The following is a 26,079-nucleotide window of genomic DNA, read 5'->3' on the forward strand; positions in this document are numbered from 1 at the left end:
GGTTGACCGAAGGTCTGGCAGGGTTCGCGGGTCGAGAAGGCACGTCGAACCGCCCAGAAAGACGAGGCACCTAACAGCTTGGATCCGCCGAGAAGCGGACGCTGTTGCCGCTTGCTCTCCCAGCATTCTGTGCTTGGACTTGCCCCAACTCGCGAGTAAGGCGGCATCGTTTACAAGCCCCAGCATTCCGCGCGCCCTAGCATGGACTCGGCTGGGAAAGCGGGACGATGTCTCAGACCGTATTGGAGGGATCAAGTCTCGATGTACAACCTGCTGATTGGCTTCCCTGAAGGCACTGCCCACGCGAGTCGGATGTTCGAGTACACCACGGACAGTGTCCGAGGGCATGTCGCACCGCATGGGGGTCCAGACCCTGCAGTACTAATGGGGTTGCCGACTTTGGTGATGCCAGAGATCGGACAAGGTGAACCGGAGTTCGCTCGACTGGGCCAAATCATGGACCTCGCCCGGCACGGTGCTAGCTACAGATTCCGGTTCGTACCGGACGCAAACGTGTCCCCATTACCCCTTGAGAAGCTGCTGGCGGACGCAGACCGCTGGGCCATTGAAGACTTCGAGTTCTATCGAACCCATTGGGCAGTAAAGGACGTCGACGCGTACGCGGCGTTGTGGGGCACGGTGGCGGGCACGTCAATGCCGGGGCCGAAGGCATTCCGTCTCCCCACACATAAGCTCCAGTCGCACGACTTGGTCGCGGTCATGATGCCGTTCGAGGCCAAGTTCACGCCGGTGTACGAGACGTTGCGTCAGGCGTCAGCCGACGCCGGGATGCGGTGCCAACGTGCAGATGACATCTGGAAGAACGAGCACATCCTGGATGACGTACTTGAGTTAATCTGGACAGCTCGAGTAGTCGTCGCTGATCTGACTGATAGGAACGCGAACGTCTTCTATGAGACGGGTATCGCGCACACGATTGGACGCGACGTCGTGCTGACGACTCAGAACATGGAGCATGTGCCGTTCGATCTGAGGTCGATTCGCGCGCTGACCTACTACCCAAATCGGGAGGGCCTGGCGGCTTTGAAAGATGGGCTGAGTGCGAGGCTAGAAACGCTCATCAACGCCTCGTAGCAATTCGTGACACGGCTAGTGTGCGCGAAGCGGGCGGTTCCATGACATTGCGTTCCGTGGTGCCGCATGTCGTCGCACGAGAACGCAGACTCTAGGAGAGCAGTTCTGCCCGGCGTCAGCGAGAATGCTCGGCGCGGCAATTTTCCCGACGGAGAAGGACCGCGCTTGAGTGCGGTAGAGAAGTATGCGGTCAGATTGTCGGTGATGGCGACAATGCCGCCGGACAAGGAGATGTTGTGGGCGAGCGACTGGCGGTGTTCCCGACTGCGATGACCGAGGCGGTGTGCAACGTGGTCGCCGCGACGGACTATCCGGCGCTATCCACCTCGGAGTTGGAGAGGGTGCTAAGCGCCGCAAAGCTCGGGTTGGAGGATGGGCCGAACAAGCGCACACGCCTGCTCATCACCCTCAACAACGCCCAGGTCACGCAGCACGCCGGCAACGTGCTGATCGTGTTCCTCAACGCGGCGATGCACCCTTCGCGATACGTCAGCGACCCGAGCCGATTCGCTCAGCTCCAGGGTCAACTCAACGAGGTTCTAATCCTGTTCGGGTTCCGCGTTAACGACAAGGGACAGTTTGCGCGAGCGCCGAAGGTCTCCACCCTAGGTGAAGCAGCGCAACTGTCGGGCGAGCTCGTGGCCGAGTTGCGGCGCCGCGCCTGCCACCCGGTTCTGCTTGCGTATTGCGACGAGGAACTGCTTCGGAAGTCGCTGTTCCACGCGATCCAGGAAGCCGCAAAGTCGATCCCCGACCGGCTGCGCCGACACGCCGGCCTCGGGACAGACGGCGAAGACCTCTACGCGGCGGTATTCGGTGGCAAGGTCACGGAGCCGCTAGTCACTATGACACCGTTCCAAACAGAGTCCGAGAAGAGCGAGCATCGCGGCTTCAAGACCCTGCTGACCGGGATCCACGGCCACTATCGCAACCCGCGCGCCCACGCGACTCGACTCGGTTCGGACGAGGATAAGCAAGACTTCTTCGAGGCCTTTGCGCTGTTCTCGTACGTGCACCGGCGCCTGGACCGCGCCGATGTGGCCCGGTAGGACCACCCTCTCAAGGATGATGTCGCTGACTGACCGTGCCGGGCATCCAGACGTTCGGCGATAGGTACGTCTTCGGCCGGCTTCAGTCCTGTTCGCCGTCGAGCCGTACGCGGAAAGGTTTGCTCTGCTCCGGCAACTTCTTCGTAAGGGCGGCAATCTCGCGAGCCACGTCGACAAACGAGCCGTCGTGACGGGCGACAGACTCGCGGAAATCAGCCATATCGATGGAGTACTCGCTCACCGCCACAGCCCCGTACGGACCATCGCACGCGATACGGACCCGGTGGGCAAGGGATCCGGATCTGTTCACAAGGTCCGGTGAAGGCCCCAGCGTCCAATGGAGCGTGCGCCCTGGCGCGAGAGACGACAGGCCCTCCTGGAGGCGTTGATGCATCGCCTCCAGGAAGGCGCCCTCGTGATCGGTTGGTAACGGCGGGTCAATCGTGACTCGTACGTTTGTGGCGACGGTTGGACCGGAATTCCCGATGACAAACTCCAAATTCCAGCCGTTGCGGGATTGCAGTCGAACGTCGGCCCAAACATATGGCGACGATGAGCCCTCCGCGATGGCTTGTTGAAGATCTGTCTGCCTCCTCATCTCCCGCACCTGCTGTCGGACGAAGCGGCCGGACACAACTGTGGCAATTGCGGCAGCCGCCGCTGCCAATGCGGCAACTACTGCGATCCAAGTCTCCATAGATTGCAAGGTACGCAGGCACACCGACACTTGAGGCGCATATACCCCGCCGCCTGCCGGCTCTGCTTCTTATTCAGCCCTTCTGGCGTCATGCGACTTCAACCAGGTATCAAACTTCTGCGGCTGAGGAGGCCGCCGCTCGTCGCACCGGGCGACACATGCCGCAAGGTGCTTCAGGTAGAACTCGGCCTTCGTCTGCCAGCCGGGGTCGTATTCGGCCAGAGGCTCATCCCACACTCTGCGATCAATAGCGGCGAAGACTTGTGGACCAGCGAACGCGCCTACGGCTGCGTTTGCCTCCCGGTAGATGAACCGCCAAGATCTCGGAAGCCCGACGCTGTACGTATTCCAGGCCTTGTTCCAGCCCAAGATGGCGTCCGAAAACTCGCGACCAGCAACCATGCCGGAGTCGGCCATTACGACTAGGTCCTGGAGTCCGTACAGGTGAGGTGTCAGTTGCTCAACGGCGCGGGAGCGGCGTGCGAGCTTGTAGTCGTACCGAGTCGACGCCCGCGTGACGCCGAACGACACGACGCCGGAAACGGCTGCGGACAACAGTAGGAGAGTCGCCTGGCTCATGTGACGATCGTGGCGCACGCCGGTGTCAGAACCTCGTTGCCCGATCTGGCAGACGCGGCTCCTAGGACGGTGCGTCTTTCCGGCTCCCCTTTGTTGTCAACCCGTGGTCTGGGGTGCTTTCCTCGGCGGGGCTTTCCTGCCGGTGCTCGGCGGTTGTAGCGTCAGTTGTGCGGGTCCGGGAAGTGGCTGATCCGAAGTGTCGATGTGCGGGGGCAGGTCGACCGCGCTGGATTCTTGAGACGCCCCGCAGTGCCCTCCCGGACCCGTGCCAGCGCTATCGGGCGCGGTGGCCAGAGCTGCTCGTTCGGCATCGGCGAGGAGTTGTCGGTAGAGCGCGTCGGAGATCCTGCGCTTGAGGCAGCGCAGTGCCTCGAGCTTGGTCTTGCCGGCGGAGAGCTTGCGCCGGTAGTAGGCCCGACCTTCGGTGTCGAGGCGGATCTGGCTGATCGCGGCGATGTGGATCATGTGGTTCATCCGCCGGTTCCCGGCCCGCGACAGCCGGTGCCGGTTCTGTTCACCGGAGGAGGCGTCCAGGGGTGCGGTGCCGTTCCAGGACGCGAACCTGTTGCGATTGGCGAACCGGGCGATGTCGCCGACGTCGGCCAGAGTGCGGGCAGCGACCACGGGTCCGACACCGTGCAGGTCCATCAGTCGTGACCCGCGGGCCTTGACCAGGGCCTTGAGTTCGGCGGTGGCTTTGGTCATCTTCTTCTCGACCGCGATCAGGTCGGCGAGCTCGTCGGCCGCGATCTTGCGGCGGGTCTTCCCGGCGATGTCGCGGGGGCGCACCGACGCGAGGATTGCCTTGGCTTGCAGGGCTGTGAGGTCTTTCTTGGTCGTGCCGGGGACCAGTTCTGCCAGCAGCCGCTGGAGGCGGTTGACGGTCTGGACCCGCAGCCGGGTCAGTTCGTCTCGCCGGTCGCACAGCATCCGCAACGCTTCGAGCTCCCCGTCGGCGCGCAGCACCCGCAAGGTCTTGGTGCGGACCGCGACGACAGCGATGGAGTGCGCGTCGCGGGCGTCGGTCTTGCGGTTGTGGCCGGTGTCGAAGAGCCGGACCCTGGCGGCGAGCTTGGCTGGCACGTCCACGACATGCTCGCCGGCCTCGAGCAGACGTTGCGCCAACGGTCGGCCGGCGCCGTTGGATCCCTCGATCGCCCAGATCCGGTCGGGCCAGTTCTTCGCGTAGGTTCGCATCGCGGTGTAGCCGGCCTGGTCGGTGCCGAAGCGGCCAGAACCCAACCGCTTCTCGTGTCGGTCGATGACCTCGATGGTCGCCGACAGCTTGTGGGGATCGACCCCGATGATCACCTTCGTCATAAGCGTTCTCCTGCTTGCCTCGTACCGATAGGACGGCGAGGTGGGCAGTGCTACCACGAGCTGGGCAGTCCCCTTTCGAGCCACGCCTCGTCACGGTGCCCGACGGACTGCAGACCGGAAGAGAGCCACACCAACACTCGGTGGGCAGCCGCGTGGAGAGCCTCCCGCCGGACACCTGGACCGAGTCTGGCCAGACGCCGGTCCTACCGCAATCGTCTAGTAGCCGCAAAAGGGGCCGCGCCAATTATGCCTCTTCCATGCCGACCGCGGAAGTGGCTGCGAAGCGGTCTTCGATATCCGTCAGCGTCGTCCGCAGTGGGTCCGAGTCGAAGGCCTCTGCGATCGCATGAAGCGCGATGTCAAGCGCGACAAAACACCTTCCTTCCAAGGACTCATCGCGCGATGCATGGGGCGTTCGGGAGAGCTTGTAGCCACCATGGATCTGCTCCAGGTATGGCGTCGCCGAGGCGTGGGTGGCGTGGCTCAGGGAGGTCTCACTGAGCCACGCTACGTAGACGTGGGCTAGCTCGGTGACTTCGAACCGCTCTGCGATGTTCCCGCCCCCTTTCACCTGCGGCGCAGGAGGTCTAGCTTCAATCTCAGCGAGGAGCTCAGCCCACGCATCAGGCCACTTTGGGTCATCCGGATACAGGTCTTGCGCCTCGGCAGTCGCGAGTGCTCGCTTGAGGTTCTTAGCCCACCGCTTATGGGAGTTGTGCAGCCCACCAAGGCCTGCGTCCCAGACCTGACGGAGCCAGTGCATCCCAACTGCGTACTCGATCGCCGCACGCACCAGGGGGCTTGTCGTGCTGGCTAGCCCAGCGTCATGCACGATAAGAGCGCCTCTCACGCTGTCGATCGTTTGGACGAACCAAGAGTGAATGACGGCTACAACTGCGCTATCGGTGGATGTCGCAAGGCTGCCCTCGCAAAGGTCAAGCAACTCCTCCAGGATTGTCCGCTGGTCGTGAGGTGAGGTCCCCTGATCCATGGGCACAGTCTTCCGCAGAACGAACGCTGGGACTCCGGGGAGCTGCAGGCTTGAACGCAAGGAAGCCTCACCGACCCCGCCTTAGGAGTACGTCTAGCTGTTTTGACGCGCTGTGCCCTCTGCTTCGCCTTTCGAGGGTCGATTGAACTGGTACGAGACACTGAGGTGGTCGTTGTCCCAGTTCTCGCTTTCGATCACGACGCCGCGTTCCTTTGCTTTCGCCAGGAGCAGCCGACCAAACTCGTTGACACCCATGCGTCGCGCGAAGTGCGGAAGTGGCCTCGCACGCCCCGTCGGCCCGAGCAGGCGCTGAGAGACGCCTCCCCGGATCGGAGTCGGGCGAGACTCCCCGCTCTCGTGCACCCATTTCCCAACCGCGCCGTGCAGTTCCTCTGGGGACCAAGGTCGTGCTGTTGCCCCCGGCCCAAGCACATCGTGCAATGTCCGGACAAGAACCGCCTTGTCATTCATCGTGTCAGCAATGTCTTCGATATCGGCCTGAATCTGTGCCTTGTTCTGGTTGGTGAGGGCGATCATGAGGCCCAACGCAAGGGCGATCGCCGCGAACGCGACACCAAGACTGTTAGAGACACCAGTTTGTTTGAACGGCTCGAGACGACCAACTTGTGACGCAGCGCCGACCATCGCACTCATGAACGTGAGGGTTGCGAGCCTGCGTTGCTGGTGCCTTATTTCCGACGTACGAACCCGGACAGCTCCGCGAACAACATCGTTAGTCTCGTTTCGCAGCTCTGTTCGTCTTGCTTGTTCCTCCATGGGCCTCGTGGCAGCCAAAACTATTTCACGGACCTGATTCATCGGAACCAAAGCAGTAGACGACTGGACTAGCGTGTCGCGAGCTTCAACAACCCGGCTGAAAGAATTGGCATCGCCACCTCGGTCAGGATGCCCTTCGGCCACAAACCGGCGAAATGCGGTTTGGATTTCGTCCGCAGACGGGTTCGCATCGAGCTGCAAGACTTCTAGTGCTTCGTCACGGTTCACCTCGGCATCATCGCGTACCCAACGCTGCTGCGGTCATCCTTCTTGACCCTCGGTTGCGCTGGTTGGTACGCCGCGATCTGTCCTGACGGCTGTCGCGGGATGCACACACACGCAACGATCCGATCGTCGGTCACGCGCGTGCCAAGTCCGACGGGCTCGGGGTCGAGTCCGACTACGAGCGGAGCTCGAGCGCACTGCGGCGATCATGTCGGCGCGCTAGCACCCACCGCGATCGCCCAGCTTTGCTAGACTGACCGTAAGGCAGTTGATCTTTTCTGCAGAAACCGGACGACGCACTGAGCCACCACGGTCGCTCAAGGTCGGCCGAGCAAGGTCTGGGACGCATTCCACGCCAAGCTCAACCCGGTCGAAGCCGAAGGACAACTCCGACAGGCTGCGCCACGCATCTTGCATGGAGATCCTGGAGGGGAGCACGAGGCCGACCTACCTCGACACCGACAAGAGCCGGTGTTCGGCAAGGTCAGGAGCCCTAGTGAACTCCCCACCCAGTATTCGCGCAGCCCACCGCCAGCGCCGACGAGATGTCGAGCGCCCAGCGGGGGTCGTGTGCTGCACGACCTGAGGTGCCGCGATGACATCGCCAAACCTCAACAGTCTCGACTCACCCTCAAGTGCGCTGTGCGCTGTGCACCGTTGCCCTCGCGACGAGTGCCTCGACGACCACGTCCTGGGTCCCAGATGGGGACGCTTCGTAGTCTCCTTCGAGAACTTCGCCGACGGGGTCGTCGTGATCTTGCTCGCGTGCGTACGGATGCTGCGCGTCGTTTTCGAGTGCACCGTCTGGTCTGCGACCGTGATCTCAGCCGCAGACTTCTGCCTCATGTTGCTCGGTCACGGCTCTGTGTCGGACTCCCTCATGCTGACTGTCGGACAGGTCCAAGTCCCGCCCCTGATCTACACGATCGTTATCGGGACCCTGACGTCGCTGCCGCGGCTCGTCTCATGGCTTCGGACCAAGAAGTGACCTCACCCTGCCCGGTCCCGGGTATCGCCCACGCGAATGAAAGTTTCCCACATGTCTGAAGACACCACGATCCCACCGGTCAAGATCCCGGCGCTTCCCGATCTGGCGCGAATGCCAGCCGTCCGGAAGTTCAAGGACGCGTTGATGACACGCGGCCACCACGCCCACGCGGCCAACGCGATCTCGCTGGCTGTGTGCGATCCAGCGGCCGCGAGGCGACAGCTCGATGAACCTGGACGCATGCGCGTCGAAGGTGGCTATCTCGAGGTCGTGCACGTGGACGTGTGGACACCGGCGCTGATCCCGTACCCGGTGAACCCTCGCACCTCCACGACCTATGCATATCCTGCTGAAGATCGCGAAGACCGCAAGGCGCCGTTGCCCGACCTGGTGCCGGCTCTGGACGACGCAGCCTGCGAACTCGTCATTCCGCCGATGCCCACGGTCGATCTCATCAGCGCCCTCGACGCGCAAACGGAGTACTTGCGAGCCACGAACAACCTTCAGGAGTCCGTCGGCCTGCTTGGCATCCGCCAACCCATGCTTCTGCTGCCACTGGTCGTCGCGAGCCCCGACTCCGAAGAGTGGACTGAGTCGAAAGCTGACACCGCTGTCCTTTCCACCGTGGACGGCAGTTCGCGACTCACGGCAGCGTACGCGCATCTGGACGTTGAACCGTCTGAGGTCTTGTTGCGGTTGGCCCCGAACGAGCGCGCCCTCCGTCAACGGGTTGGCAACGTATTGACGCTCGCCGGGCGGTCTCTCGACGCCCTTTCCGACGAAGAGATCTCGCAATTGCGGGTCATCGCCGCGCCCGCGTCAATAATCGTGGGATTTGTCCGAGACGATTCGGCAAGCACCCTGGCCGACGCGATCTACTCTCGCCTCGGCACACTCCACGTGGACCCGCCGCGACCATGGAGCACATCCAACCGCCTGGACGTCCAACTCGATGTAGCTTTGCGCGCACTTGAGAGTGCCGGCCGGATCGAGCCAGCCGAAGCAGCGTGGCTGGGCGCACACCTGGATGCTGAGGAAACAAGGAACGCTGGGTTTCGAACTGACCCGGATGTTAGAGCGGCTTACCTGCTCAAGCAGCTCGGCAAACGAGACAGCATCACAAGCCAAGCGCTGCGGGCCCTGACGTCAAAGTCAAAGGTGACGCCACGGATGCGTGCCGAGCTCGTAGCGGAAGGGACAATTCGCTCATTCCGCAGCTCACTGACCGATTCGCAGATCACATCGACCCGAGCGTTGTTGACTGCGATCTACCAGATGGACGAGCTTCAGTCCGGTTGGACGGTTCAACCACGAGCCGACCTCGCGAAAGACACTGGTTTTGCCGCTGACGCTGTTGCGGAACTCGAAACAGTCGGCGGTCCTGGACCACACATTCGTCGCGTCCTAGCGCTCGCCTCCTATTGGTTGGCTAGGCACCGTGTCATCGCGCGCCAGACACGCGGCGGGCAAGAGGACCGGCGAGACATCACCGCCGTTTTGTCACTCATGGTCAACGACGAGCACGGTGTGCGGCAACTCATCGCCGTCATTCACGACGGCAGGTCGGGGCAAGCGCCCAGGCGCATCGACGCAGCGGGTGGAACAGTAGTCGCCGCCAACGGCGAACCCGTGCTCCTCGACAGTGCGTGGATTCGACAGACCTGGCAACTCAAGTCCGACGAGCCTGAAACCGACGAAGAGCCTCTAGCTAGTCCAGCGGCCACACTCCTAAAGCGCCAGAACTCTTTGGCGCTCAGCCTCAAGGGCACCCGCGAGGCACTCAAGAAATTGGATGACCCGAAAAACGAGGACGGCACGCCCCTCGTTGAAACGCTTGGACTTCCGCCGGAATTCGTCGCGTCATTGCTGTCAGAGGTAGTTGCATTCCAACAGCGCCTACTGCTCCTCGGCGTCTACGGATCGGCCCGAACCCCAGACGACTTGGAGAATGAAGACCTTTAAGTCAGGAAAGGATGCCTCATGCGGTTCGTTGTAGACGGCATGGAGTTTGACCTCACGGCGGAGGACATTTGCGCGAGCCTTCGAGGGAGAACACCAGGTCCAGTGCAGACGCATTGGGTAGAGGTCGAAGGCGTTCGTTGGCCCGTCAAGCAAGCGCTCGCCATCGCGTTACAGCCCGATCGACCACAGTTCCAATCCCAGACCGCGCGGCGCCAGCTAGCGAAGCTCGGGTTCTTGATCGGACAAGACGGTCAGCGTGCCTCGAGTGGTCATCAGGCATTCGACGAACTTTCATTGCCAGTGTTGGACACGGTCGCCGCCACCGTCTCATTCTCCTGGCGAACAGCTGGCAGTGTGACACTCGACCCGGCTGGCATTCCATGCTTCCCAGCCCTTCCGCACGTGCCAGGCCTGTACCGCTTTGACTTCGAGCCGTTGAGCGGCGACTCCTTGCCATCCATCTACATAGGGGAGTCAATAGATCTTGCCAAACGAGTAGGGAACTATCGAAATGCCAAGACGGATCGATCCAGACAGCGGACGAGCCGACGCATCCACAAGGAACTCGTCTCACATTTGTCGCACGGCGGGTCAGTCACCTTGTCCATCGCATCGTCCGCTTCACTCGGCGTCGGCGGCGCCCAGATGGACTTGCGCTGGACATCTGCGAGGCGAATGGCCGAGAACGCCGCAGTCCTTCTGGCGCAGATGACTGGAAGAGCGAAGGTTTTGAACATCGACGCTGACCTTTCAGACGCGCCGATCTTTGAGTCTGACTAGATGATGGACGACCCCAGGCTCGACCTCGATTTAGCTCACCGGCTCAACGCACACTCGGTCATCACCGCACTGCGCTCTCGACGCGCGGTCTTTCACTCGGAGGCGGACTTTCAGCACGCGTTCGCTCAGGTGATCCACGATCTCGACCCGTCGATGCAGGTCAGACTTGAGGTACGTCAGACGAACGCCGAATATCTGGACCTGTTGTGTTTCGACGCTGCCAGCAGAACAGCGATTGAGTTCAAGTACGTCACTGCCGCATGGGACGGGGTGGACGCTGCTACGGGCGAAACCTTTCATTTGCGCCACCACGGCGCACCGGATCTCGCTCGACGCAACTTTGTCTTTGATAGGTTGGAGCGTTTCTGTGCGGCTTCGCCGAGCACCAACGGCTTGGCCATTCTTCTGACGAACGACGCCGCGCTGTGGAATCGACCACGCTCGAGTAGGCCGACAAGAGACCACGCGTTCCGAATTCACGAAGGTCTAGATGTACTCGGCGGAGACGTTGGTGACAGTTCGGGTCTTGTGAAATGTGAGGACCTCCGGGCTTAGTGGGTGATGTCTAAGTCGCCCAGAGGCCCAGGAGGTCCTCATGTCTCACCGTAATGCCCGTTTGAATGTCCGCGGTCGCCTGTTGATCGTTTCTCGAGTCCTCGACCACGGTCGTCCGGTCGCGCATGTCGCGAAGGAGCTGGGGATCTCCAGGCAGTGCGCTCATCGTTGGATCAACCGGTTCAAGGCCGAGGGGCCGGCCGGTTTGCAGGACCGGTCGTCGCGTCCGCACCGATCACCGTCTCGGACGTCTCCGCAGGCCGAGGTGGTGGTGCTGGCGATGCGGGCCAAGCATCGCCGCGGGCCCGATTGGATCGGGCCCGAGATCGGCCTGCCAGCGCGGACCGTGTCATCGATCTTGCGTCGTCACCAAGTCCCGTTTTTGCGTGAGTGTGATCCGCTGACCGGTGAAGTGATCCGGTCCTCGAAGCAGACCGCGGTCCGTTACGAGCGGGAGTCTCCGGGCGATCTGGTCCACATGGACGTCAAGAAGATCGGCCGCATCCCGATCGGTGGAGGTTGGAAAGCGCACGGGCGAAGCGAAGGGGTTCGCGAACGCGGCATCGGTTTCGACTACGTCCACTCGCTCGTCGACGACCACACACGGCTGGCCTACTCAGAAATCCTGCCCGACGAGAAGGGCCCAACCTGCGCAGCGTTCCTGCTCAGAGCAGCGAACTATCTCGCCGCCCGCGGGATCACCCGAATCCGTCAGGTGATGACCGACAACCACTTGAGTTACAAACGATCGAACGACGTGCGAGATGCTGTCGAGCTGCTCGGCGCCGAGCACATCTTCATCAAAGCCCACTGCCCCTGGCAGAACGGCAAAGTCGAAAGGCTCAACCGAACTCTCCAGGCGGAGTGGGCATACCGGCAGATCTTCTACTCAAACGACGAACGCGCCGCCGCACTTGCGCCCTGGCTCGAGCACTACAACAATCGACGACGCCACTCAGCCCTCGGAGGACAACCACCGATCAGCCGTGTGTCACCAACGTCCTAGCCGAGTACATCTAGAACTCGTCGGGACCTTGGAATGGGCTACGGGGACTTACCCGGCCAACACGAGGCACCTTGCTGGTCACTACCCGCTCGCGTGGCAAAAGTACGGGGACCTTGAGGGTGTCCACGGCGAGTTCAGATGGTTGTTGGCGCGCGTCAAGCCAACGCCACGGGACCAATAGAGACTTGCGACTCCGGATGCACATCGTTCGGCGCAAGCTATCCAGGTATCAGGCCGAAGGTGTAACCGCCCTCAAATTTTGGAGCGCCACGGGAAATGATTCAGTACGGCAAGGGCTGCTTCGCCGTCAGTCTCACTGTCGATAGCCGAGCCAAGTTGTTGTCGGCGTGGCAGTTCGCCACCTACCGATACGGCCCATGTTTCGCCCGCATCTGTTCGATCGGGGGAATGTCGGGTGAGGCGCCCGGTCTCGAACAACCAGCTCCCAACTACGACCGGCGCCGACGGCGTCCCGCTTTCCTGCGGTCCCCGAAAATCTGGTGCAGCGAAGACAGTGTGCACTTCGCGGAAAGGCGGGGTGTTCTGGTTGCCAGCGAAATTGTGAAACGTGACGAGCATGCCGACGGGAGCGGCGCGCGGGAGCCACGAGGCAAGGATGGCGTAACAGATGAACGCTGGGATGGGCCAAACATAAGGATTCGATGTAGTGGCCAACATGCAGGTCCCGCGCTGCAGCGTGACCAAGATTGGCTCAGGCTCTCGCAGCAACTCGACTGAACTCCTGAATTGCTTCATCCGCACGATCCTCTAGGGCGTTTATCGAGCACCGTCAGGTTGGCGAAGGGGTCGGCGTCGCCGGGGTCGAGGTGGTTGGTGTGTTTGGCGGGGTCTTGGCAGCGTCATCATCGCGCGCGACCCATGCGGCCAGCGCGCACAACACCAAACCAGCAATCAGCAGGGCTATGGCACCACGTGTTGCTTTCCCGAACTCAGCAAAGAGCCCCTTGATCGCATCGATCACGTCTGCCGGATCGGCCACTGCCGACCGGCGTGACACGCCAGGCACGCCGCTGAGTGAGTGACCGCGGTAGTCCACGATGAGGACGTACGCCGCTGCCGCGAGAATAAGGACCCCGGCAGTGAAGAGCAGGCCGGCAATGACGCGTTCGGTGGTTCCATCGCCGTTGCCGCGAACGGCATAAATCCAAGCGGGGAGGGCAAGGAATGCGCCGGCTCCGGCGAGAACGCCGGCGAGAATCCTCGCGAACTTCGTTGGCCACTGGATGGGGGTTTCGACCGGCTCCAGGGATACTTCAACTCGCTCGGACGAGACGACCTTCTCCCCAACACTTACCCGGGCCGAGTACCAGCCGACTGCGTCTGGTTTGCCGACGACCCGAAGTTGGCTCTTTGTCTCGCCAGGAATGGGTCCGTCTTCGAAGTGCCACTCGTAGGTTGCGTCACCATCAAGTGAAGGCTTCGCGATGAAACTTCTTGTTTGCCCCACCTCAAGCGCGAGGGTGGGAGGTTGCACATCAACTGTGAAATCGGCCATCTTCGTCTCCGATTGCTCGTCCCCTGAAACCGCAGACTACTCGCGTTGAGAAGGCACGTATCGCTAACCGGATGATCGCTCCCGGGTTGGCTCCTGTCACCGGACTCAACAGACCGCGCGCTTGGCCCGGCCGACACAGCCACTTAGGTCGAGCCTTGCTTCCCGTGCGGCGCAGAACGGTTTGCCGCGTTCCACAGGTCAGACGTCGACCGTTTGCGAGTCGTTACGCTAGCGAAATGTCGTCTCGAACTCCGTTTCGCTGTCCCTTTTGTGGCGGTGCGGGTGCCAAGAATCGCGAGCATGTGTGGGCTCAGTGGATGCGGAAGTCGGTGGGCGCACAGCAACTGCTCAGGGGCGCGACAGGGCGGCGAATTCCCGTTGCCGTCGGTGGTCTTCAGACCGACGAACGCGGGAAATATCAGTTGGTGGAGCGCGACATCGTTCGCGTCGCGGAACTGCTCCCTCACGTGACCATCGACGTTTGTCGCGAATGCAACGGTGGGTGGATGAAGCGGCTCGAGGACGACGTCAAGAAGCTCCTTGGCCCTTGGTCCGTCGCGGGTTGGCCATTTCGTCTCGATCAAGATGCACAGACTGCGCTAACGACATGGGCGACGAAGTCCTGGATGGGGTACGCGCTAATTCACAAGCAAGACAAGGGGCCCTTTACGGCCGGGGAGCGACGAACCATGGCTGACGCCCCCGCCCCTTTGGCCCGAACGCGGGTCTGGATTGTGCATTCCGACGCATCCTCAGCTCGTGTAGCAATGGGACTGCAGACGACTCTCCTGAAGCCGCTGGAGCAAGTTCCAGACGTGACCACAGAAATCGACAACGCAGGGTTCGGTTTCCTCGCATACAACGAACTGGCCTTCTTTCTCGTTGTCGCCCCACAACCAAACTCCCAGCTGCTGGATGCGGTTGAGGAGCAGATGGACTCATCCGGTTACGCCAAACGGATCTGGCCTCCGTCTGCGCCGGAAAGCTTTCCGCGACAGTGCGCACCGTCGCATGTGATGTCCGAACTTCTCGCAATTCCAGGCAACTTTCAAAAGGCTGCCGAGTTGCCCGTTGTCGGTCTGAGCAAGTCCGAACTCGAGCAGGTACGGCGGGCCCACGCGGTCGGCCTGAATACTCAGCAGATCCGCGCCATCTGGCAGCCCGAGTCTCTGGCTCAGCTTGAGCGAAAGCGCATCTCAGATGACCCGGACGGGTACGGGAAGACGTGGCGTCCGTACCGGGTCCTCGGCGGAATCGATTGGCACGGGGGACGCTTTGAGGCTGCAGTCGAGCACTACAGAACAGCACAACGCCTTGGCGCAACCGTCCAAGACATTGGGTCGCAGATGTGCGAGGCCCTCATGTTCGCGGGGGAGTACGCCGAAGCTCAGCGCATGTGCGAAGACGTCATAGCGCAAGGCCCCAACGAATGGCAGGACATGTTCCGCAAAGCCATACTCTACGAAGTTATCGAACAGTTCGGTCTCGAGCGACAAAAGCGCCGCTGGCGTCGCGAAGACATCACCGTCACTGTCAGCGACGACACAATCCATGCGGCCAAGCGTCACCTGCGGAGGACGGATGCGCTGGACGTCGTGTCCTGGAGCGTCCTCGCCCATGATGTTCGCCGCGGCACAAGACTGAGCACCATCATGGCCAGCGCCTACTTAGGGCAATCAGGCTTGGCATGGTTTCTACTCACCTGCCAGGTGGCGTCGTTCCCGGACGAAGAGCCGCTCCGCGGCGTGGTTGCTGACGCCCTGGCAGAGTCGCCCGAAATTGTGGCCGAGGTACTGGAGGAGTTCGAGGAGGTGGACGCACACGAACTCAGGGATGCGCGCCAATTCGTCGAAGACTGCTCCCAGCGCTCGATAGCGCAAGCTCGCACGAGCCCGTCCTCCCTCACCCGGGCGGGTCACTGAATAGGTGCATCGCCGGGTCGCGGCGACGCTGTGACCTCTGGCGGGGGTGTTGGGTCGGCGGGGCGCTCCAGCAACACTGCCCGACGTGCGACTGTGTATTTCTCTCCGGTCATGGCCATTCTGGCCCGAACCTCGACCTTGAAGTTGCGGTTCTTCGTCATGAGTTGTTCCTTCTTTCGGTCGGCAAGTAGCGGTGCCATGTGTGGTGATGGTGTGTCGGAACCAGAGCGCCTGCGGCGGGCGCCGCCTTCGACCTGGTGTGGCTCGCTCGCCGGGTTACATGTTCCATTCGGGGCGCACGCGGTAGCGCTTTTGTCCGGGGTTGGGTTGGATTTGGGACTGTGCCGAATGCGCGCGACGCCGCAGTGTTTGCTTGATGCGGCAGGATCGGGTGGCGACGTTCAGGACCTCCGCGCGGCGACCGCTCGATCACCCTTTGTATCCGGGGCCATATATAGGCTAGGTGCATCCGCGCTCGTCAGAACATGACGTGGTACAGGGCGCGGCGCGTGTCCTCCGTTGACCGTCAGTGGTCTCAGCTCGTCGATAGAGTCTCCGCTATGGGTCAAGCGCACGAAACTCGGCACCAGGTCTTCGTCAGTTCAACGTACTTGGACTTGGTCGAGGAGCGTCGCGCCGTCATCCAGGCGTTGCTTGAACTCGACTGCTTCCCCGCCGGCATGGAGATGTTCCCGGCCGCAAATGAGGACCAGTGGTCGCTTATCCAAGAGGTCATTCGACTCAGCGATTACTACGTGGTCATCGTGGGCGGTCGATACGGCTCGGTTACGCCGGAGGGGGTGAGTTATACCGAGAAGGAATATGACTTCGCTGTGGAGTGCGGTATCCCAGTGCTCGGATTCGTCCACGCCGATCCCGCCTCCATCCCTGTCGGGATGTCGGACATAGACGAGGAAGCTCGTGAACGGCTTGAGGCGTTTCGTACGAAGGTCAGGTCGCGGATGGTGAAGGAGTACAGGACCGCGGACGAACTGGCGTCGGTCGTGTCACGTGGCTTGATCCGGGCAATGAAGCAGCACGATCGCCCCGGTTGGGTTCGGGGCGACCAAGCTATGACGGAAGCGACACGGACCGCGATCGCAGAGCTTCGTGCGGCTCTGGCCGAAGCGCAAAAGGAGCGACTGCAGCAAGCTCAGAACGAAGGGGCTTCCGAAGTCGATGAGACGTTTGAGCACGGTGAGGACGCCGTAGCTTTGCAGTTCGACGCACGGTACTGGAGCGGCTATGACTTCAAGACGCAAGCCATCGAGCTGGAGTTCACCTGGGATGAAATCGTTGGTGGATTAGGTCCCCTTATGTTGGATGAGGCACCTGAATCGCTCCTTAAGTCGACTTTCGAGCAACTCGCTACCCGAGCGTTGCACGAAATTGAAGACGGAGGCTGGAGAGGAACGGAGAACCTCACGGTCCACGTCCAAGCAGATTCGTGGGGCATTGTTGTGGTGCAGTTGCGAGCACTCGGCATCATCACAAACGGAGCTAGGAAACGAACCCCGGCGGACAAGGCGGTCTACTGGAAGTTGACTCCCGCTGGGGACGCCTATTTAGTTAAGTTGACCGCGATCAGGCGGGACACTGCTGGGCCGGAGGTGGCTGAGACGCCGGTCCAGAGCTGACGCCCCGACGCCCCGTTCGGCGAGATGGTCGAGCCTTCGGTCAGCAGCGTCATTTCATCGCACGACCGCGTCAGATTCGCCGCCAGTGACGCGCCGCGGCGAGCCCCAGGCCAGTTCATCCGGTCCAAATCGTATGAGCTGGCGAAGGTACGGAAAATGACGGCCGCTGGGTCACCGCCGGCGATCGCCGGAGGTTGTTGTAAAAGGGCGCATCGGAGTTCAGGGAACCTAATCATCGCCTTGATCTCGGTGCGCTCATGGGTTCTGGATGGCTCGTGCCAGGCCGGAGCCAGTGGAGGAGGCCCAGCCAAAAGCACGGAACCATACGAAGATGACCACGAGCCACGGGATCATTACCTGCCAATTCTCGGCAGTTACGGCATCCCGGAGCCCGAATATCAGGATGCCAATTCCTCCAAGGGTGCCTACTGCCACCCCTGCCGCCAACGGCAAAACGTCTCCATGCTTCATTGCCCACCAGTCGATGACGAGGAAGTACGCGGTGATCGAAGCCTGAACGCGGAATAGTCCTTCTGAAGATGTGACGCCGAGGAATGTGGTCACTTGAGGATCTGCCAACACCTCGGTAGCGACGCCGATAGTGGTGGTTGTTGCTACGACGTGAGATGCGAGAAAGAGGCCCAGGGCGCGCACCCGCCGCGACGAACGGGCGAACAATGCGACAGCCTGCTGTTCAGATGCGTACACTCCGGTTTCGATCCGGTCAGCGAACTGGTACACCGCAATAGCGGTTCCGATCACCGCAACGATTGCCGCGGGTACGCCGGCGTCGCGGAGAAGATCGAGCAGCCGTTCAGATATCTCTTGCGATCCACCCAGGACCATCAGAGAAGCTGAAACACGGAGTCCACGAAGCGCTGAACCTCTTTCCGCATGCCTGCCCCCTGTACTTGAGCCGTCACGCGGCGGCTTCCCCCGTCATCGAAAACGTTGAAGATGACCTGCCATCCTTGGTTGAGTGTCATGTTCATGGAGTTGGTAACGCTTCCACCCCAATGCCACCCGACGCGCCAAGCCGGTTGTTCCCCTGCGGATGCGAACGGATCGTCGTTTGCATCCGGTGTGAATGGGCCGTAGGAATACGAACTCACCCCCGTTGAAACGTTGCTACGAGTTCCAAGCCGACGCATCATCCCCATGAATCGGCGCTCCTGGCCGACCTCTTTGATCACGTCGGACACCTGCTGAATGGTCCGCGGTGTGACTTTGGGACCATTTGTGAACTCGTAGGCTATTTTCGCTCCTGATCTCTGAACGTTCAGGCGTCAGCGTAGGGGCCTGCTGTGGCACCTGCCTCCGAAATGCTCAGAATGTGATGTGTTCGCAGGGCGCGCCTCATTTGGTGCGTCGGATGAGATTTCAAGCAGGTTGAGCTTGATCGACGTGGATGCGATAAGCCGGAACTTCGCTCCATCCTTCGCGATGGGTGTGGCGAGGACCTGTGTGCCGGCACCATCATTCCGCCACATCTTCAGACTGGTGAACTGAACTCCCAGTCCCCGTTGATGTCCAGACGCAAGTGCCCGTCCATCAGGGCGAGGTATCTGGGAAGGCCGCTGACCTGACGCCGAGAACGGGGCGATTCTGAAAAGCGTGGAAGAACTTCATGCAGCGCCATGAACAGTCCGGAGACGCGGGCGGCTGCGTGCTCCAACGCCGTTTGAGCATTCTCGACTGTCTGGGTGGTCGTTCTTGAGCACACCCCGTTTCCTGCTTGCCTAGGGTCGGGACCGACGAGGTTCCAAAGCGGCTCCTCGCCCTCGCTGCCGTCAGACTCCAGCATCCAAAGATTGTGGACGATCTGGTTTCGTAGCCCGCTTGCGTCCCTTGCTGCCTCAAGTGCACGGACGCCCGCGTCAATGACTGTTGGCGTCACACCTGAGTGCCGCAGTCGCGCCACGCAGTCGTTCACGAGTCGATCAGCTCCAAGGAAGCCGGCGGGACTGTTCTCAAGGGATGGATTAGGGTCGAGGGCTTCACGAACGTTCCGTAGTCCGTATTCAACACGGGCGTGGGCGCGGACGACTCGTCCAATCGTCAGCGAGAGCGTGTCCTCGTCAGTCAGAAGACGGTCGGGGTCATGTGGCGCCATGATCGAACGATACGACCAATCTGGACACGCTTCGAGGGCTTCACGGCGCCGACGACGGACCCAACGATCTGGACCCTCGTCTCGCTCGGCGCTCTTCCCAACTGCGTAGTTTGAGCGGCATCAGGGTGGGCTTCAGCCAAGAAGAAGCCTTGCGTTCGGGCTTTGTCCGCCACGCGGAACGTGTCGTCAGTGTTCTCCAATATTGCGGGTAGGGACGCACTAGGGTGAGGCGTTCTACCGACCTAGGGACACTCATGAAGAAGCACGCTCTTGCCGTCTCGATCGCACTCGTTGCGGTCGTCTTTCTGAGCGCGTGCGGCGGTGATCCAAAGGTCGAGTCTGCAAAGGGCGATACGACTGCCAAAAGCGTCGACAACGACGAGCCGAAGGCTGCCAGCAAGAACGTCAAAGAGTACTTCGAAGCGGTCGTCTCCGGTGATCCTGACCAACTCGGTGACGCAATGAAGCTCGTGGTTCCTGGATCCGTCGCCGAGGCTTACCTCAAGTACCAACGAGCCGGCGTCGATGCCTCCATCGATAACGGTTCACCAGACGAGGCAACAGAGTTGGAAACGGTTGATGACGGTTTCAAGGACTGTTCGAATCCGGACGACCCGTCCGACTGTGTGACCTGGGCCGACTTCGAGGCGACTGCCGGCAAGCTCGCAAACTTCACCGTCAACAACGTGCCGCTCAACAAGCGCATCACCGTCGGTGACGGCAGCAAGGTGAGCGCCGGACAACTCGGGACGGTGGAGTTTCTCGTCGCCTATCAATCTGTGCAATCGGGCGATCTTTTCGTAATTGTGAAGGTGGCGAGCAAGGGTGCACCGGTGGCCATCAACTCGGGCAATGCGGCATACCGCGGAGTCGACAAACGACAGTCGCAGAACTCGTCGTACTACGGCGTCGAAGAGCTAGAAGCAGATTCCACCGGGACCCTCGGCCTCATTTTCACCAAAGCCAAGGTTGGCGGAACCCTTACGCTCACCCTCAATTCTGAGGACTACATGCAGACGTCCAAAGCGAAGATCAAAACGCAGTAATCGTCGGGCTGAGGTCTCGACGCTGACAACGGAGGTCAGCGAGCGCCATAAGCGAACGCGGAGTTCCAGGCTGCGAGTACCGGCCCGAGAGCGGCGACGACGCCCGCGACGATCAGGGCCTTGCGGAACACCGTCGTTGGTCGGCTGACCATCGTGGCCGCCTCATCGGCTGTCAAGTCAGGCCACTTGTCGAGCACGAATACGACCGTGGCGGCAACGATCTCGGCACGCACAACAGACTCGTTGACTTCATCGTCGAGGTAGCGCTGCTCGAGCTTGCCAAGTTTTACCGCGAGTCCGATCCGCCCACGGAGCTGCCATTGCGCCGCCGTGCTGGTCCGATATCGCGTCGGCGGTGCCATCAACAACGTGTGCGTCACGACGCCAAGCGCTCGGCTCACCTGATCCTGCGTGGGGTCTTCGTAGTTCAGGATCCGCAGGACGTCGTCGCTCGCCGCGAGGGGCGGCCCTAAGGGAACAGCATGGTGACGCAGCCAAGATGCGATGAAGAATCCCACCACCGTCGGAAATACGACCCAGGTGAGCACTCGACCAAAAGCGACGTCGTCCATGTATCGCCCGAAGATCGATCCCAGGTTTGCATACGTAACCTCGACGTCGTCGGGTACGGGAACGATGGTCTTCGCGGAGGTTATAAAGAAAGCAAAGATTGCTAGGGACAGAGCCAAGAAGACGGCGAGACCGACTCGCTCGAACAGGGCGTGCTTGTGCCGAAGAGCCGCAACCCGCGCGTGGTACTGCGCAATTTCCTTGACCTGTCGGGCCTCGCTCAAGGTGTCGGCCGCGACCGCCTGGTAGGCGGTATTGATCTCCGAGCTCGCCGGGAGCCATTCTGCGGCCTTGCGCATGTGGTCAGCATGACCGCACAGATGCTGTTAGTCGTGGCATCACTCGCCAAATATGCCGACCAAATTGCAAACGTCAACAGTCAGCTTCGTTGTCAGCGGTCACGAGACCAGCATGTTGTGACAACACCAATGGTCAGGAGGGTGCCCGGCCCAACGCCACCGCGCCCCAGGTAAGCGAGATCGGGCCAATCAAAACCACCCCAACCAGGGTCTGAACCACCAACTCCACCTTCCAGGCGACCTCAACCCCAGCATTCAACACGCGCCGCACACGCAGAGGCCCAGACACTCCCAATTCACGACAACACGACCGTCCCAGCCCAACCCCAAGCAGTTGAAGCACTAAACCCGACACATCTACCCAACCCTCGAACGGCAACCCGCCCAACCGGGCAACCTCCACGCCACTCACCGCATCCGCCAACTTCTCACGCCACTCATCGACATCAACGACACTTCCCAATTCCACGTATCGCGCGAGCATCTTCTCGGCGGCCCACACCTTTCCAAGAAGCTCCGCCGGCACCCGCACATCCCGACCCGTGGTTGGCAACCCTTCGCGCAGCGCCGCCATCAAGGCGTAGCCGATGACCTTCCATGGAACTTCGTGGTCGGCCTTTTCGCTAAGTGCAGCACAGCCAGACGGCACGCAAAGGCAGTGGTCTGCGATGCCTAGTTCTGCCTCCAAGACCTGTTCGAACGTCAGAGGTCCTTGGCACGGGCAGATGGGATCCGACCTCGAATGGTTGCGCGGCATCACGTGGCCTGCACTGTTCCAGAGCAGAGGCAGGCCCACACGGGTTTCTTCGCCTCACCCGGTGCGGGTCCCCAGTGATGGTGATGCGAAATAACTTGTGACAGTGTCGTTTCTATCCGACACTTGCTTGCATGGCTTCTTCACCTCAATTCTCGCTGGTGGACTCCGACCCGGTCGTCGTCGAGTTGCTTGCCCGAGCCTGGTTGGTTCTGGCAGCCAACGAGTCGGCTTCAACCGACGCTCAAAGCGGGCGCGGTGGAAGGGAAGAGGCATGAGCAAGGAGCACGAGAACAACAGCGTCGAGCCGGACCCGCAAGACCAACAGGTGACGAACGAGTCCGATGGAACCGTCGCACCGGCGGCAGGTGCGCACGATTCGGCGGGCCTAGTCGTTCCCGGGTCCAGGGACGATCACGAGAACGTCGCGTCGGCGTCGAATGGTCGGGCCGGGTCGAAGAAGAAGCGGAAGAAGGCGAAACGCAAGGCGAAGAAGCTGGCTCGCAAGGCGGCGGGCGGGAAGAAGTTCAGGGGTCTGGACTGGGTTGCTACGGCCGAGAGCGTGCGCGCGGTCGAGAGGGGGGTGGGTTCGCGCCCGTTGGGTCTGGTTGTCATTCGTGAGAGTGATGAGTGGGATCTGGAGATGTTCAATGCGATGCGTGAGATGACGTACCAGAACTTGCGCCATTTGCCCGCTGTTGAGGCGGTTCGTGCGGTGGGGTTGTCACCGTTGGACGCGGACTCATTTCAGGTGTTGTGGGAGGTGGACGGTGAGACGGTCACACGTGAGGTGATGGTGTCGCGGATCCGGCACGGTGACACGAAGGCTGTGTTGTTCTTCTTCGAGGGCTATTGGCATTTGTGGAGCCAGGCGTCGGCGGCGAAGGTTTCGGAGTTTGGTTACAACAACTTCACTCGCATTCTGACTGAGCAGATTGAGCGGTTGTGCCCCGTGACGGTGTACGCGGCGAACTTGTCGCGTCTGATCCGGTCCGAGCGTGAGGCGTCACGTTTGGCTGATGCGCTTCGTGACCGGGTTGATGTGTTGGACGCGCGTGATCAGAGGTTCAACCTGTTGGGCAAGGACGCGTGGGTTGGGTTCATGATGCTGACGATCATGGGGTGGTGTGCCTCGTCGGAGCGCACCGCCATTGTGCAGCGGCTGTTGGCTGGCAGGGTTTCGCAGTGGCGACGCAACGAGTGGCCGTTGGGTGCGGGGGTGGTCCCGTTTGGTTACACGTTCGACAAGAAGACCAAGCAGCTGGTGGTGGATGTGTCGAAGCGGGATGCGGTTCGCGAGATGTTGATCATCTTGTGTTCTGATGCGCCGCCGTCGCAGAAGGCTGTCGAGTTGGACAGGGTCGGTGTGCGGTCGTTTCGTAGGGACCCGAAGACGAACCAGTACAAGCCGTTGTCAGCTCGGGTTAATGCTGAGCAGGCCATTCGCACGTTGCTGATGTGGGCGCCGGTGTGGGTGGCAGGGGAGTACTTGCACAGGTACACGAACCCGCTCGGGGACTTGGATGAGTTGTCGGGTTTGAAGGTGGTGCGGTTCCCGCGGGACAAGAAGGACCCGGGTGAGTTGCAGATGTTGTTCAAGTTGGGCACACCTGAGGGTGGGTGGGCTGAACCGGAGCTTCTTCAGGCGTTCGCGTTGAAGGCGACTTCGTTGGCGTCGCGCCTGTTGGAGTCCGGTGACTGCAACTCCCCGCGGCCTCTGGCGGTGACGGTGGCGGACTATTCGGACGATGCTGACTTGCTGCGAGGGCTGTTGTCTCCTGAGATGTTGAACCGGATGGACGGCAAAACGGTGTCCCGACGGCATGCTGCCCGAGCGCACAAGACCATTCGGCCTTTCATGGGCCGGAATTGGATTGATGGCGACTGGTTCTATGAGCTTCAGGCCAGTAGCGCCAAGTCGTACCGGATCATTCGGTGGCCGGTGTCGTCGATGGATCCGGCTGTGGATCCTGAACTTCGCCAGCACCAGCGCGACGGAGGCATGTGATGGTGCGCGACGGTCGAAGCCTGAAGTCTCTTATCGGACGGCACGCAGCCGACATGCAAATTGTCGGCTACGCCGGATTCATCGACATTCTGGACGGCATGGCTGACGCGTTCTTGGATGCCATCCGCGTGGGTGTGCCGGTTCGGATGCTTCCGGGACAGTCGGTGTTTGGCACCACGCGCAACATGACCACTGTCGATGTGCGCACTGAGAAGCTCAGCGCATTGAACGCGGCGTTGGCGGCTGCGAAGCGTGAAGCTGAGAGTGCCAGGACGATGGCCGTGAAAGCGAACGCAAAGAACAATGCGGAGCTTGAAGCCGAGTATGACTTGATGGCTGACCGGCGCACCGCCGACGTGGTCCGTTTGCGCAAAGCGGTCGCTGACTTGCGCGCCGAACCGGCTGAGGTAGTAGTGAACGAACCGTTTGATGTGCGCGCGGACGTGTGGGTGCGAGCACTGTCACGGTTGAAGTCGTGCCAAGGCAGCATGACGCAACAGGAGCGGGTCGCGTTCCAGATGATTTTCCCGAAGTTTCGGATGGAACTGGTCCAGGGCACGTGGTGGGCTGTGGCCTCGATGCGTCTGAACACTGTCGATGGTGTTGCCGAGCTCGGTCCGGTGCGTTGGCCGGTCAACACGCAGGGACGTAGCACGGTTCTTGCGTTGAATCGGCCGGCAACAGCAACTGGTGAACGCCGAACCCGCCATGAGATTGTCAGCACCCTCGTCGGGTCGGGACGGATGTGTCGGGACGCGGCGCAGACGGTCACGAATGCGCCGTTTCGCGAGTTGCGGTACCTGCTGCTTCATGAGGTGTGCGGTGAGCCGTTGCCGGACTGGGTGGGGGAGCAGTGGCGGGACCGTGTGTTTGTGGACTGGATCGTCACGGTTTACACCGACCCTGACTGGAGCTGGTCTGGTAGGGGAAAGTACGGGTCATCGCTTCTGGTGCGACAGTTCGCTGTCTGGGTGGTGGCGCAGCACGGCCTGATCTCCGGGCGGCAGCTGCGCCGGGTGATGGGTCCGGGCGCGGTGATTTTCAAGCACCTGGTTGCGCCTTTCGCGGACAAGAACACTCGCCAACGCCCCATCCAGCCGTGCCTGACTGATGCCGGCAAGGACGAAAACGGTTACCAGCTGCTGGCACCTATCGTGTGCGAGTGCGGTGAACCGGCGACCACTGTTGCCCGGGCGCCGGAGATGCTGACCGACTTGTTGTGCGACTGCCGTCAGGCCCCTGGTGGTGAGGCGCTCGGTATGCCGCCGGGGTTGAGGTTCCCTGATGACTACCATCAGATGCGCCTGAGTCTGAAACAGTGCCAAGACCTGATGAGTGCGAAACGTGCCAAGCGCCGGGCCACCCTCACAAAGCGGGAACGGGTCGTGCTGGGCCGTGCTGATTTGTTCGTGGGTGGCATCAGCGCGACTCGGTTGGCAGGTGAGCTGGGGCTGGGGTCCCTGCACGAGACCATGTTGTCTCTTCAGTCGCGTGGCCTTATCGAGGTGACTGGTCGCCACAACTTCACTTTGTGGCACCTCACTGCCGACGGTGAGCGATTCGTTGAGCAGATGGGTTGAGCCCGCCCGGCGGTCATTGCGCCCGAAGCGACCTACGCGGCTGTTGGCCTGGCCCGGGAGCTCATCATCGGGCCGCGGTGCTGAGGGCTTTGGTGCTGACCGGCTGGCAGTGGATCGCCGTCGAGTAGTCCGGCCGGGCGAGCCATCGGTCACATTCGAACATGGCGAGCAAGTTGTTCGTCCGCCGCTGTCATTTTCGGTTGGGCTGTGTGACCGGTAGATACCACTAGTGAAGGAGAACGCAATGGCAGAGGTCACGATCGTGCGGGTACACCTTGAGGGCGGCACGGGGCACGAGCACATCACTGAGTATGAGTGGGCGGACTCGTCCCAGACCAAGCGCACCGGCAAGCCGGACATGGTCAACTGGGTCAGCGAAGGCGGTCGTGCGTGGGTTGGCCAGGGTGCTTCACGGGTTGCGGCGCTCGTGGTGCGCCCGGCGCACGGCCAGCCGTATCTTCGGACGCATGCCGACGGCAATTGGGGTAACAATTTGTTGTCGTTGCCAAGGTACTAACCACGAACTTTCGTCACCAGTGCAGAGGTCTGCATGTCGAGTGGTTTAGATGTGTGAGCGTGCTGCGGCGGTTGCGAGGATCGGGTCCTGGGG

The 26,079-nt window shown here is 61.4% G+C and carries 24 protein-coding genes; 13 read left to right on the top strand and 11 right to left on the bottom strand.

Translation table 11 applies throughout. From position 1 onward, the window contains the following. Window positions 1-405 precede the first annotated feature (405 nt). Window positions 406-1,095, top strand: a complete 690-nt coding sequence (locus BOSE46_RS01310) for a hypothetical protein (protein WP_159537521.1) — start codon at window positions 406-408, stop codon at window positions 1,093-1,095. Window positions 1,096-1,331: 236 nt separating this feature from the next. After that, complete coding sequence (locus BOSE46_RS01315; protein ID WP_201299467.1) at window positions 1,332-2,144, top strand: TIGR02391 family protein; 813 nt, start codon at window positions 1,332-1,334, stop codon at window positions 2,142-2,144. 82 nt (window positions 2,145-2,226) lie between these two features. Here the strand turns inward: BOSE46_RS01315 and BOSE46_RS01320 are convergent, their stop codons facing one another. The 5 genes from BOSE46_RS01320 to BOSE46_RS01340 form a co-directional block, all read right to left on the bottom strand. Beyond that, the gene (locus tag BOSE46_RS01320) at window positions 2,227-2,841 is read right to left on the bottom strand and encodes a hypothetical protein (protein WP_159537523.1); all 615 of its coding nucleotides are present in this window, start codon (window positions 2,839-2,841) and stop codon (window positions 2,227-2,229) included. Between the two features lie 69 nt (window positions 2,842-2,910). After that, complete coding sequence (locus tag BOSE46_RS01325; protein ID WP_159537525.1) at window positions 2,911-3,420, bottom strand: hypothetical protein; 510 nt, start codon at window positions 3,418-3,420, stop codon at window positions 2,911-2,913. A 96-nt stretch (window positions 3,421-3,516) separates the two neighbouring features. Further along, window positions 3,517-4,740, bottom strand: coding sequence for an IS110 family transposase (locus tag BOSE46_RS01330; RefSeq protein ID WP_159537527.1), 1,224 nt, complete (start codon window positions 4,738-4,740; stop codon window positions 3,517-3,519). A gap of 244 nt (window positions 4,741-4,984) precedes the next feature. Next, the gene (locus BOSE46_RS01335) at window positions 4,985-5,731 is read right to left on the bottom strand and encodes a hypothetical protein (RefSeq protein ID WP_159537529.1); all 747 of its coding nucleotides are present in this window, start codon (window positions 5,729-5,731) and stop codon (window positions 4,985-4,987) included. A gap of 93 nt (window positions 5,732-5,824) precedes the next feature. Continuing rightward, window positions 5,825-6,736, bottom strand: coding sequence for a hypothetical protein (locus BOSE46_RS01340; RefSeq protein WP_159537531.1), 912 nt, complete (start codon window positions 6,734-6,736; stop codon window positions 5,825-5,827). Between the two features lie 646 nt (window positions 6,737-7,382). Between BOSE46_RS01340 and BOSE46_RS01345 the strand changes: the two genes are divergently transcribed. The 5 genes from BOSE46_RS01345 to BOSE46_RS01365 are packed head-to-tail and all read left to right on the top strand — an operon-like array spanning window position 7,383 to window position 12,024. After that, on the top strand, window positions 7,383-7,721 hold the full coding sequence (locus BOSE46_RS01345) for a hypothetical protein (RefSeq protein ID WP_159537533.1): 339 nt from the start codon (window positions 7,383-7,385) through the stop codon (window positions 7,719-7,721). A gap of 51 nt (window positions 7,722-7,772) precedes the next feature. After that, the gene (locus tag BOSE46_RS01350) at window positions 7,773-9,683 is read left to right on the top strand and encodes a hypothetical protein (RefSeq protein WP_159537535.1); all 1,911 of its coding nucleotides are present in this window, start codon (window positions 7,773-7,775) and stop codon (window positions 9,681-9,683) included. A gap of 18 nt (window positions 9,684-9,701) precedes the next feature. Continuing rightward, complete coding sequence (locus BOSE46_RS01355) at window positions 9,702-10,463, top strand: hypothetical protein (RefSeq protein WP_159537537.1); 762 nt, start codon at window positions 9,702-9,704, stop codon at window positions 10,461-10,463. Next, on the top strand, window positions 10,464-11,018 hold the full coding sequence (locus tag BOSE46_RS01360; protein WP_159537539.1) for a hypothetical protein: 555 nt from the start codon (window positions 10,464-10,466) through the stop codon (window positions 11,016-11,018). 40 nt (window positions 11,019-11,058) lie between these two features. Beyond that, complete coding sequence (locus BOSE46_RS01365; protein WP_159537541.1) at window positions 11,059-12,024, top strand: IS481 family transposase; 966 nt, start codon at window positions 11,059-11,061, stop codon at window positions 12,022-12,024. Window positions 12,025-12,814: 790 nt separating this feature from the next. Here BOSE46_RS01365 and BOSE46_RS01370 read toward each other — a convergent pair. Beyond that, complete coding sequence (locus tag BOSE46_RS01370; protein ID WP_159537543.1) at window positions 12,815-13,540, bottom strand: hypothetical protein; 726 nt, start codon at window positions 13,538-13,540, stop codon at window positions 12,815-12,817. A 317-nt stretch (window positions 13,541-13,857) separates the two neighbouring features. Here BOSE46_RS01370 and BOSE46_RS01375 point away from each other — a divergent pair, with 317 nt between their 5' ends. Continuing rightward, the gene (locus BOSE46_RS01375; protein ID WP_159537545.1) at window positions 13,858-15,462 is read left to right on the top strand and encodes a tetratricopeptide repeat protein; all 1,605 of its coding nucleotides are present in this window, start codon (window positions 13,858-13,860) and stop codon (window positions 15,460-15,462) included. A 560-nt stretch (window positions 15,463-16,022) separates the two neighbouring features. After that, window positions 16,023-17,099, top strand: coding sequence for a DUF4062 domain-containing protein (locus BOSE46_RS01380; RefSeq protein ID WP_159537547.1), 1,077 nt, complete (start codon window positions 16,023-16,025; stop codon window positions 17,097-17,099). Between the two features lie 255 nt (window positions 17,100-17,354). Here the strand turns inward: BOSE46_RS01380 and BOSE46_RS01385 are convergent, their stop codons facing one another. The 3 genes from BOSE46_RS01385 to BOSE46_RS01395 all read right to left on the bottom strand — a co-directional run bounded on the left by BOSE46_RS01385 (window position 17,355) and on the right by BOSE46_RS01395 (window position 19,212). Further along, on the bottom strand, window positions 17,355-17,945 hold the full coding sequence (locus BOSE46_RS01385) for a hypothetical protein (protein ID WP_159537549.1): 591 nt from the start codon (window positions 17,943-17,945) through the stop codon (window positions 17,355-17,357). Further along, a complete protein-coding gene (locus BOSE46_RS01390) occupies window positions 17,945-18,301 on the bottom strand; it encodes a hypothetical protein (RefSeq protein WP_159537551.1) in 357 nt (118 codons plus the stop codon). The genes BOSE46_RS01385 and BOSE46_RS01390 overlap by 1 nt, the downstream gene beginning before the upstream one ends. Before the next feature lie 290 nt (window positions 18,302-18,591). Further along, entirely contained in the window at window positions 18,592-19,212 is a 621-nt protein-coding gene (locus BOSE46_RS01395; protein WP_159537553.1) for a hypothetical protein, read from the bottom strand. A 254-nt stretch (window positions 19,213-19,466) separates the two neighbouring features. Here BOSE46_RS01395 and BOSE46_RS01400 point away from each other — a divergent pair, with 254 nt between their 5' ends. Further along, entirely contained in the window at window positions 19,467-20,258 is a 792-nt protein-coding gene (locus BOSE46_RS01400) for a hypothetical protein (RefSeq protein WP_159537555.1), read from the top strand. Window positions 20,259-20,293: 35 nt separating this feature from the next. Here BOSE46_RS01400 and BOSE46_RS01405 read toward each other — a convergent pair whose 3' ends face one another. After that, on the bottom strand, window positions 20,294-21,127 hold the full coding sequence (locus BOSE46_RS01405; RefSeq protein WP_159537557.1) for a hypothetical protein: 834 nt from the start codon (window positions 21,125-21,127) through the stop codon (window positions 20,294-20,296). Between the two features lie 133 nt (window positions 21,128-21,260). Next, window positions 21,261-21,923 carry a hypothetical protein gene (locus BOSE46_RS01410; protein WP_159537559.1) on the bottom strand — a complete coding sequence of 221 codons (663 nt, stop codon included), beginning with the start codon at window positions 21,921-21,923 and terminating at the stop codon, window positions 21,261-21,263. A 232-nt stretch (window positions 21,924-22,155) separates the two neighbouring features. On the opposite strand from BOSE46_RS01410, the gene BOSE46_RS01415 reads away from it, so the two are divergent. From BOSE46_RS01415 to BOSE46_RS01425, 3 genes are all read left to right on the top strand, one after another. Then, window positions 22,156-23,889, top strand: coding sequence for a hypothetical protein (locus tag BOSE46_RS01415; RefSeq protein WP_159537561.1), 1,734 nt, complete (start codon window positions 22,156-22,158; stop codon window positions 23,887-23,889). After that, window positions 23,889-25,469 carry a hypothetical protein gene (locus tag BOSE46_RS01420; RefSeq protein ID WP_159537563.1) on the top strand — a complete coding sequence of 527 codons (1,581 nt, stop codon included), beginning with the start codon at window positions 23,889-23,891 and terminating at the stop codon, window positions 25,467-25,469. The genes BOSE46_RS01415 and BOSE46_RS01420 overlap by 1 nt, the downstream gene beginning before the upstream one ends. Window positions 25,470-25,713: 244 nt before the next feature. Next, window positions 25,714-25,986 (top strand): DUF3892 domain-containing protein, encoded by a 273-nt coding sequence (locus BOSE46_RS01425; RefSeq protein ID WP_159537565.1) that lies wholly within the window; start codon window positions 25,714-25,716, stop codon window positions 25,984-25,986. The last annotated feature ends 93 nt before the right edge of the window (window positions 25,987-26,079 follow it).

It is taken from the genome of Aeromicrobium sp. 9AM (assembly GCF_902506105.1).
Classification (GTDB): domain Bacteria; phylum Actinomycetota; class Actinomycetes; order Propionibacteriales; family Nocardioidaceae; genus Aeromicrobium.